Origin of the sequence: Francisella noatunensis subsp. noatunensis, from assembly GCF_009823375.1 — a bacterium.
GTDB classification, from domain to species: domain Bacteria; phylum Pseudomonadota; class Gammaproteobacteria; order Francisellales; family Francisellaceae; genus Francisella; species Francisella noatunensis.
Window position 1 is genome coordinate 1 of record NZ_WBSX01000084.1, and the last position, 8,226, is coordinate 8,226.

An 8,226-nucleotide genomic window follows, 5' to 3' on the forward strand; every position below is an offset into this window, starting at 1 on the left:
TAGCTTTTTAACTTTACAGGATAGCTTATGATTATTTGAAGTTCTGCGGCTTTGATATAGCTTCTGTGCTATCTCAGCATTATAGTCACTATTTATACTAGTGCGATTAAGTTCCTTTTTTATAGCTCTTTCACTATAGCCAATTTTATTGGCTATTTGAGATGTTTGGTATCCTAATTTAAGTAATTCTTCTATACAATATCTATTTGAAAGAGTTAAGTGCTTTGGCATTTTTTAGTTCCTTATCGTTTATTTTAGTTTCGTCAAAACCTAATAAACTATATTTGGAACTCTCTTTCAACTATTTAAAACTTTCAGAATACAATCTAGCAAGGATATTTAATATCCTATTCAGCAATTTTTGCAGGAGAACCTTTTTTGTCCATATATGTTGATACTTGATGAACACCTTTATTAAAGCCAACAATATTGGTTCCAATGTTTATAGGGAAATCCATAGTTCTACCAACAAGGTTAACATTATCTCATGCACAAAAACTTCTGTACATGAAAATGTTACTCCAAATACAGCACATAGAGATAGAATTGATAGGAATTTTTTATTCATTTTTAATCTTTTATTTTTGTAGAGTTAATTTTTACATTATGTAATTCTGTAGAAAAAATACTATATATAATATTTTTTAATTTGATTATTTAAATAATTATTATAGATAATGTAAATTTATTTACTAATAAACTATGATAATATTGGAATTGTTTTAGATTAAAGGTATGCATTTTGATTTCAATAGGAAAATATTCTAAGTTAAAAATTCTTGAAAAAGCACGAGATAGATTTGTTTTAGATGCTTTAGAGCTTGGTACAGCAAGTATTCCTAGTTCGGAGCTTAGCGATACAGTAAGTGTTGATGATAGTATAGACGTTTTTTTATATCATAACTCTAAGTCTGAGCTTGTAGCAACTACAAAAAAAGTCCCAACAGTTGGTCAGATTGCTTATTTGCAAGTCAAAAGTATTACAAAAATTGGCGCTTTTTTAGACTGGGGATTAGAAAAAGATCTTTTTGTGCCATTAGCAGAACAGCACCGACCTTTTGAAGTTGGTAAGTCATATATTGTTTATTTGTATCTTGATAAAGTTAGTGGCCGTATTACAGCATCATCAAAAGTTAATAAATTTATTACAGATTATGCTGGCGATGAATTAAAACCTAATCAAGAAGTAGATCTTGTAATTGCTAACTCAACAAATATAGGATATAAGGCAATAATTAATAGTGGTTATTGGGGAATTATCTATTCTACAGAAGTTTTCAGAAGACTTAGCTTTGGTCAATCTATCAAAGGATATATAAAAAATATTCGAGATGATGGGCGTATAGATTTATCATTACAGTTAGTACATAAAGATCTGGATAAAAATGCAGAGTTAGTAGAAAAATACCTAATAGAGCATAATGGTTCTGCTCCTTTTAACGATAAATCTAATCCTAATGATATAGTGCGTGAGTTTGGAATTAGCAAAGCTGCTTTTAAAAGAGCTGTCGGAACTTTATTGAAAAAGAAAAAAATAGTTATTAGAGAGAGTGGAATATACTTAAATGGCTAATATTCTTTAAGTATTATATTGTCATTGGATATTTATGATAGTATAATAGTGTCTTGCTCTTTGCTATGCAAAAAGTTTTTGTATAGCTTATCAATAAAAAAAACTAACAATGATAAACCGGAAGGAGTTTACAAAATGAAACATTATGAAATCGTGTTAATGATTCATCCAGATCAATCTGAGCAGCTTGATACAATGCTTAGCAAATATCGTGGAATCATTGAAGAGAAAGGCGGAAAAATCCATAGATTTGAAGATTGGGGACGTCGTCAACTAGCTTATCCTATCGAGAAACTTCATAAAGCACACTATGTGTTATTCAATGTTGAATGTGATGTTGAGTCTCTAGAGAAGCTTCAAGAAAACTTAAAGTACAACGATGCAGTTTTACGTCGTTTAGTGATTTCTAAGAAAGAAGCTGTTACAGAGCCATCAATCATGATGGAAACTAATGAAAAAGAAGTAATTTAATAGAGGGATTTTAAGATGAGTCGTCGTAAAGTTTGCCGTTTCACTGTTGATGGTGTAAAAGAAATTGATTATAAAGATGTAAATAAGTTAAAAGCTTATATTACTGAAACAGGTAAGATCGTACCTAGTCGTGTAACAGGTACATCAGCTAAGTATCAAAGACAGCTTTCTACAGCTATCAAAAGAGCTAGATTCTTAGCATTATTACCTTACTGTGATCGTCACTTTAACTAATACCGGAGGTTGATTACAATGCAAGTTATTTTAAAAGAGAAAGTTGAAAACCTTGGTGTATTAGGTGATATCGTTAATGTTAAGCCAGGGTATGCTAGAAATTTCCTTATCCCATTTGGTAAGGCTGTACAAGCTACTAAAGCTAATATTGAAACTTTTGAAGCACAAAAAGCTGAACTTGAAAAAGCTGAAAAAGCGAGATTTGATGCAGCAGTTGGTACTGCTGAAGTTATCAAAGACAAAGTTTACACAATTGCTGCTCAAGCTGGTGAAGGTGGTAAACTATTTGGTTCTGTTGGTACTGCTGAAGTTGCTGAAGCTGTATCTCAAGCTTCTGGAAAAGAAATCGAGAAGAGTCAAGTTCGTATGCCAGAAGGTGTGATTAGATCTATTGGCGAGTTTGAACTTACTATTCATGTTTATACTGATGTAGATGCTGATATCAAAGTAAATGTTGTAGCTTCTGAAGCATAGTTTTATAATATATAAACTAACACAATATCTGTATTTAATATAAAAACCATGTGTTAGGCATGGTTTTTTGTATATAAGGGTCTTGATGTCAATGGATTATCAATTTAAGGTTGCTGAAACTACATATTCAGTTGATGCTGAGAAAGCAATATTAGGAAATATTCTTCTAAATAATGATAATATAGAGCTAGTTGAAGATTTTCTTTTGATTGATGATTTTTTTGATAAAAGACATAAAATTATCTACAAACAAATTACTGTTTTGAATCAATCAAACACTCCGTTTGATGTTTTGATCTTAAGCGAGTATTTAGCTACCGAAGGTCTATTATCTGAGGCTGGAGGCGAGTCATATATTATTGACTTGGCAACAAATACACCAGCAGTTTCAAATATCAAGACCTATGCAAATATAGTTAAAGATAAAGCTAAACTTAGAAGCCTTCAGGCTAGTGTTAATGATATAGTTCAAAAAATATACTCTTCAGATTCAAAAAATCCTGATGAAGTTATTGACTATGCTGAAAGTAGAATACTTGATGTAGCTAAAGAGAGAGAGACTTTAGTAAAAGGACCTGAATCAATTAAATCTGTCATACCTAAACTAGTTGATCGAATGAGTGCTATTATAGATTCTGGAAGCGGGTTGACTGGCATATCTACTGGGTTTATTGATCTTGATAAAATGACATCAGGCTTACAAAGAGCTAACATGGGTATTATTGCTGCTCGACCTTCAATGGGTAAGACTGTACTAGGTATTAATATAGCCCAAAATGTTGCAAAATTTGCAGATAAGCCTGTATTAGTTTTTAGTTTAGAGATGCCATCTGAAGATATAGTAACAAGAATGTTAGCTTCTCAAGCACGTGTAGAGATGAGCTTGTTGAAAGAATGTAATCGTCTAAATGATGCTCATTGGGTCAAGATTACTAGTGCTATGAAGTCTTTAAGTGAGATGCCATTATACATTGATGATACATCAAGTCTTACTCCTGCTGAAATGCGTTCAAGAGCAAGGAGACTCTATAATGAGCATGGAGGTCTTTCTATGATATTAATAGATTACCTTCAATTGATGAAAATACCAGGGTATGAGACTAATAGAACACTTGAAGTATCTGAGATATCAAGGTCACTCAAAGCTTTAGCTAAAGAGCTTGATATTCCAGTTATAGCACTTTCTCAGCTTAATAGGGCAGTTGATGATCGTAAAGATAAACGCCCGATGATGTCAGATCTTAGGGAGTCAGGAGCGATAGAGCAGGATGCTGACTTGATTATGTTTATTTATCGTGATGAAGTTTATAATAAAGATAAAGAAGATAATAAAAACCTAGGTGAAATAATTATTGGTAAACAGCGTAATGGTCCTATAGGTACTGTACATGTCCGCTTTGATGGCCAATTTGCAAGTTTTGCTAATTTGACACGCGAAAATGATAATATTTTACCTGGTGATATAGGGTATAACGAATAATTTTATATACAAAAGAGAAGTTCAATGCAACAAGATAAAATAAACTTACTTGGATTAAATCAAAAAGCTATAGAAGACTTTTTTATTTCGATAGGTGAGAAGAAGTTTCATGCAAGACAAGTTTTTAAGTGGATTCATAAAAAGGGTGTTATTGACTTTGATAGCATGACTGATCTTGGAAAGAATTTACGTAATAAATTAAAAGAAAAAGCTGAAATAGTCATTCCTAAGGTTGTATTTAATAAAGCATCAAAAGATGGTGCTCACAAGTGGCTTATTGATGTTGGTGGAAGTGCCGTTGAGACAGTCTTTATACCTGAAGAAGGAAGAGGTACTCTTTGTGTATCATCACAAGTTGGCTGTACTTTAAATTGCAGTTTTTGCTCTACTGGTAAACAAGGATTTAATAGAAATCTTTCATCAGCTGAAGTTATTTCACAGCTTTGGATAGCAGCTAGAACACTATCAAAAAATAATGGTGAGCATGACTTTAGCGTGACAAATATAGTTATGATGGGAATGGGCGAACCATTGATGAATTTTGAAAATGTAGTTCCTGCAATGGATATTATGATGGATGATTTAGCTTACGGACTATCACGCCGCAAAGTTACTCTTAGTACGTCTGGTGTTGTTCCAAGAATATATGATCTACTTGAACAATCTGGGGTTTCTTTGGCTGTATCATTACATGCACCTACAGACTCCTTACGTAATGAAATCGTGCCTATTAATAAAAAATATAATATAGATGAGCTTCTAGAGGCGTGTAAGCTCTATGCTGAAAAAGGTCCGCATAAACATATAACATTTGAATATACTTTGATGGAAGAGGTTAATGACAATTTATCAGATGCTGAACAATTAGTTGAGTTATTAAGATCTCGTGAAGTACCAGCTAAAATTAATCTGATACCATTTAATCCATACCCAGGTACGCCATATAAAAAACCTAGCAATAATCGTATTCATAGATTTAAAGAGTTTTTACAACACAATGGTTTTATTACTACAGTAAGAAAAACTAGAGGTGATGATATTGATGCTGCTTGTGGGCAGTTAGCTGGTGATGTTATGGATAAGACAAAAAGAAAAGAAAGATATTTAAAGAAACTTGGTGATAAAAATGCAGTCTGATTTTAAAAAGATTTTAGCTACAACTATATTATCAGAAATGCTAGCTTCATGTATGAGCTCTAATAACGTGAATAATAAAAATCTTAACTCACAAAATCAAAAGGAAGTCAAAAATCAAACTATAGAGCAAACTGAGTATTCTGTTACAGGAGGTAGTTTCCACAAGGCTAATTATGAAGAAGCTACTAAAATAAATTCTGAATTAGCTATAATCTATTCGATAGAAGAGTATCTTGGAAGGGCAAAAACTAAGCTTATAAAAGCACAAGAACTAGCAAATGAACATAATCAGAAATTAGCTATTGTAGATTATGCTGGAGGATATTATTATCAAAGCATCGGAGCAAACTCTATTGCTGAAAAATATTATCAAAAAGCTCTTAATAATCATCCAAAGAACTATGAAGCAATGAACTTTTATGCACAATTTTTGTGTACAGAAAGGGAAGATTATAGTCGTGCACAAGAACTCTTTGAGAAAGCTTTATTTCTGCCAAATAATAATGATATGGCTCAAAACACTATTCTTATATTCTCAATGTATGTATAAACAAGGCAAGAAAGATGACGCTTTAGCATATATGCAACGAGCTGACAAATTTAGAATAGACTACAAAGCTGCTAAATTAAGATTAGCACAGATGTATTTTGAAAGAGGTGAACATAAAGAATGCTATAAAGTTATTTACAGCATGAAGAATGATCCTCAGTTCTTTAATAATAAACTTGTTTTAGACATGAGGTTAAAGTTAGCAGAGTACGCTAACAATAAAAATGAAGCTGCAGCTATAAGATTAGTTTTATCTTCTAATAACTATAATGATGAAGATATAGATAAATTCTTCTCAGCAGCAGATCAAAAGGATATCGATAAAAATGCGCAGAATTAATCAAAATACCGAAAATACTCCAGAAAGACTACAAAAGCTATTAGCAAAATATAGCATTGGCTCACGTAGAAAAATTGAAGAGTTTATTGAACAAGGAAGAGTGCGAGTTAATGGTAAAGTCGCAACTCTTGGCGATAAAGCGACAGACAAAGATAAAATTAGCTTTGATGGAAAGGCTCTACACTCTTATGGTCAACCTATGACTAGACCAAGAGTTATTATTTATCATAAAAGAGAAGGGGAAGTCTGCACTAGTAAAGATGAGAAAGATAGAAAAACTGTCTTTGATTCATTGCCTAAGCTAGCAAAATCACGCTGGATAATGATTGGGCGATTGGATATAAATACTACAGGATTGTTACTTTTCACAACAGATGGAGATTTAGCAAATCGACTGATGCACCCATCTTATGAAATTGAAAGAGAATATGCTGTACGCGTTTATGGTCAAGAGTTATCAGATGAAACTTTAAATAAACTTAAAGAGGGCATACAGTTAGAAGATGGCATGGCGAAATTTAATAATATAAAATTCTCTGGCGGTGAGGGTGCAAATCTTTGGTATTATGTAACTTTGTCTGAAGGACGTAATAGAGAAGTCAGAAGAATGTTTGAAGCGGTTGGTGTTACGGTTAGTAGGCTAACAAGAATTAGATTCGGTGATATTATTTTGCCTAAATTCGTTTCTCGAGGAAAAACATTGGAGCTTAATCCTTCTGAAGTTAATAGACTAAGAAAGTCTGTTAAATTAAAAGAATATAGCTTCCCTAAAAAATTAGTTGAGAGATTAGAGAAAAAATAATGGATTTTTTACGTCAGTTAGAAGATATTTTTGGTATTGATGTTTGGGAGTTGAAGCCAGAGTATAGGTTTACACAGCAGATTGAAACACAAATAATAACTGAAAAATTAGAAGACACAAAATCTTTAGAAAAGAGCTTGGAGGTTATCTACTCAAATGAAGTAGATAGTCCTAAGATTATAAATATTCTGTTAACTGATAAATTAGATATTAGCTTTTTAAAACAAATTGTTACTAATTTATTTTTTAAATCTAATGTATGTATATATAAAACGAACAATATTAATTCTTTCCATAGTTTAGAAGGAATTAATCTTGCTGAAAATGATTTTATAAGTAATGATTATAAATTATTAGATATCCAAAATAAAAAAGCAATATTATTAAACTTATACAAGTATGCAGATTTTAGAGCTTGATATTACATTTCTAACAAAAACCATTCAGCTAGTAAGAGCTACTGATAAAGATTTTAGCTGGTCAGATAAACAAATTGAAAATTCATTAATTAATGACATTGTTTTAGGTTTAATGATTGATAGTGAGCTTGTTGCTATTGCTATTTTTAACTATATATTTGAAACAGCAGAACTTTTGTATATATGTGTTGATTTTGCTATGCAAAGTAGAGGAGTTGCATCTAAGCTTTTGAAATACTCAATTGATCATCTTGCCAAGAAAGAAGTTAAAGAATTATTTTTAGAAGTTGATATCAATAATACCAAAGCTATATCTCTATACAATAAACTCAATTTTATTAAAGTATCACAGCGTAAAAACTATTATAAAAAAATTGATGGTAGTCTAAGTGATGCCTTAATCTGCCGATTAGATATATCAAACTAAACTTAACTATGTTATATTAATGCCTTGAAGACAACAGGGGTGCTATCTTTATAAAAAGAATAGCTGAGAAAATAACCCTTTGTACCTGATCTAATTAGTATTAGCGTAGGGAGTTTGTTTGATTATTTTTTATACGGAAAATATCACTCAAATTCTTATTCTAGCTAGATTGTATTCTCAATGTTTATAGAGATACCAAAATGTACTTCATTAGGTGTCAAGTAATTTAAACATTTCTTAGGTCTATTATTCAAGTCTATCTGTAACTTTCTAATGTATTGATGAGATATATTGTTAAAGTTAGTACCTTTAGGTATAA

The 8,226-nt window shown here is 31.5% G+C and carries 10 protein-coding genes, 2 pseudogenes and 1 riboswitch; of the genes and pseudogenes, 10 read left to right on the forward strand and 2 right to left on the reverse strand.

Translation table 11 applies throughout. The annotated features are described in order from the left end of the window. Positions 1-231, reverse strand: a 231-nt coding sequence (locus F8C69_RS07340; protein WP_159183974.1) for a helix-turn-helix domain-containing protein, incomplete at its 3' end; no start/stop codon positions are given. 511 nt (positions 232-742) lie between these two features. Here F8C69_RS07340 and F8C69_RS07345 point away from each other — a divergent pair. The 10 genes and pseudogenes from F8C69_RS07345 to F8C69_RS07390 all read left to right on the forward strand — a co-directional run bounded on the left by F8C69_RS07345 (position 743) and on the right by F8C69_RS07390 (position 7,907). Continuing rightward, a complete protein-coding gene (locus F8C69_RS07345) occupies positions 743-1,573 on the forward strand; it encodes a CvfB family protein (RefSeq protein WP_159184745.1) in 831 nt (276 codons plus the stop codon). Positions 1,574-1,708: 135 nt separating this feature from the next. After that, positions 1,709-2,044 (forward strand): 30S ribosomal protein S6, encoded by a 336-nt coding sequence (gene rpsF, locus F8C69_RS07350; protein WP_159184746.1) that lies wholly within the window; start codon positions 1,709-1,711, stop codon positions 2,042-2,044. Positions 2,045-2,059: 15 nt separating this feature from the next. Continuing rightward, positions 2,060-2,278, forward strand: a complete 219-nt coding sequence (gene rpsR, locus F8C69_RS07355; RefSeq protein ID WP_014714980.1) for a 30S ribosomal protein S18 — start codon at positions 2,060-2,062, stop codon at positions 2,276-2,278. A gap of 18 nt (positions 2,279-2,296) precedes the next feature. Then, positions 2,297-2,752: a 50S ribosomal protein L9 gene (gene rplI, locus F8C69_RS07360; RefSeq protein ID WP_159184747.1), complete on the forward strand. Its 456-nt coding sequence runs from the start codon at positions 2,297-2,299 to the stop codon at positions 2,750-2,752. A gap of 85 nt (positions 2,753-2,837) precedes the next feature. After that, positions 2,838-4,232, forward strand: a complete 1,395-nt coding sequence (gene dnaB / locus F8C69_RS07365) for a replicative DNA helicase (RefSeq protein ID WP_192189659.1) — start codon at positions 2,838-2,840, stop codon at positions 4,230-4,232. A 24-nt stretch (positions 4,233-4,256) separates the two neighbouring features. Continuing rightward, entirely contained in the window at positions 4,257-5,369 is a 1,113-nt protein-coding gene (gene rlmN, locus F8C69_RS07370) for a dual-specificity RNA methyltransferase RlmN (protein WP_159184748.1), read from the forward strand. Beyond that, positions 5,359-6,259: pseudogene (locus F8C69_RS11205) on the forward strand (CDC27 family protein). The gene rlmN and the pseudogene F8C69_RS11205 overlap by 11 nt, the downstream one beginning before the upstream one ends. Next, the gene (gene rluB / locus F8C69_RS07380; protein ID WP_159184749.1) at positions 6,246-7,061 is read left to right on the forward strand and encodes a 23S rRNA pseudouridine(2605) synthase RluB; all 816 of its coding nucleotides are present in this window, start codon (positions 6,246-6,248) and stop codon (positions 7,059-7,061) included. The pseudogene F8C69_RS11205 and the gene rluB overlap by 14 nt, the downstream one beginning before the upstream one ends. After that, positions 7,061-7,480, forward strand: a complete 420-nt coding sequence (locus F8C69_RS07385; RefSeq protein WP_159184750.1) for a chloroquine resistance protein — start codon at positions 7,061-7,063, stop codon at positions 7,478-7,480. Before rluB ends, F8C69_RS07385 begins: the two co-directional genes overlap by 1 nt. Continuing rightward, on the forward strand, positions 7,461-7,907 hold the full coding sequence (locus F8C69_RS07390; protein WP_159184751.1) for a GNAT family N-acetyltransferase: 447 nt from the start codon (positions 7,461-7,463) through the stop codon (positions 7,905-7,907). Before F8C69_RS07385 ends, F8C69_RS07390 begins: the two co-directional genes overlap by 20 nt. 25 nt (positions 7,908-7,932) lie before the next feature. Continuing rightward, positions 7,933-8,037: riboswitch (TPP riboswitch) on the forward strand. A gap of 34 nt (positions 8,038-8,071) precedes the next feature. On the opposite strand, the pseudogene F8C69_RS11435 reads toward F8C69_RS07390, so the two are convergent. Then, a pseudogene (locus F8C69_RS11435) lies at positions 8,072-8,226 on the reverse strand (IS30 family transposase); the annotation flags it as partial.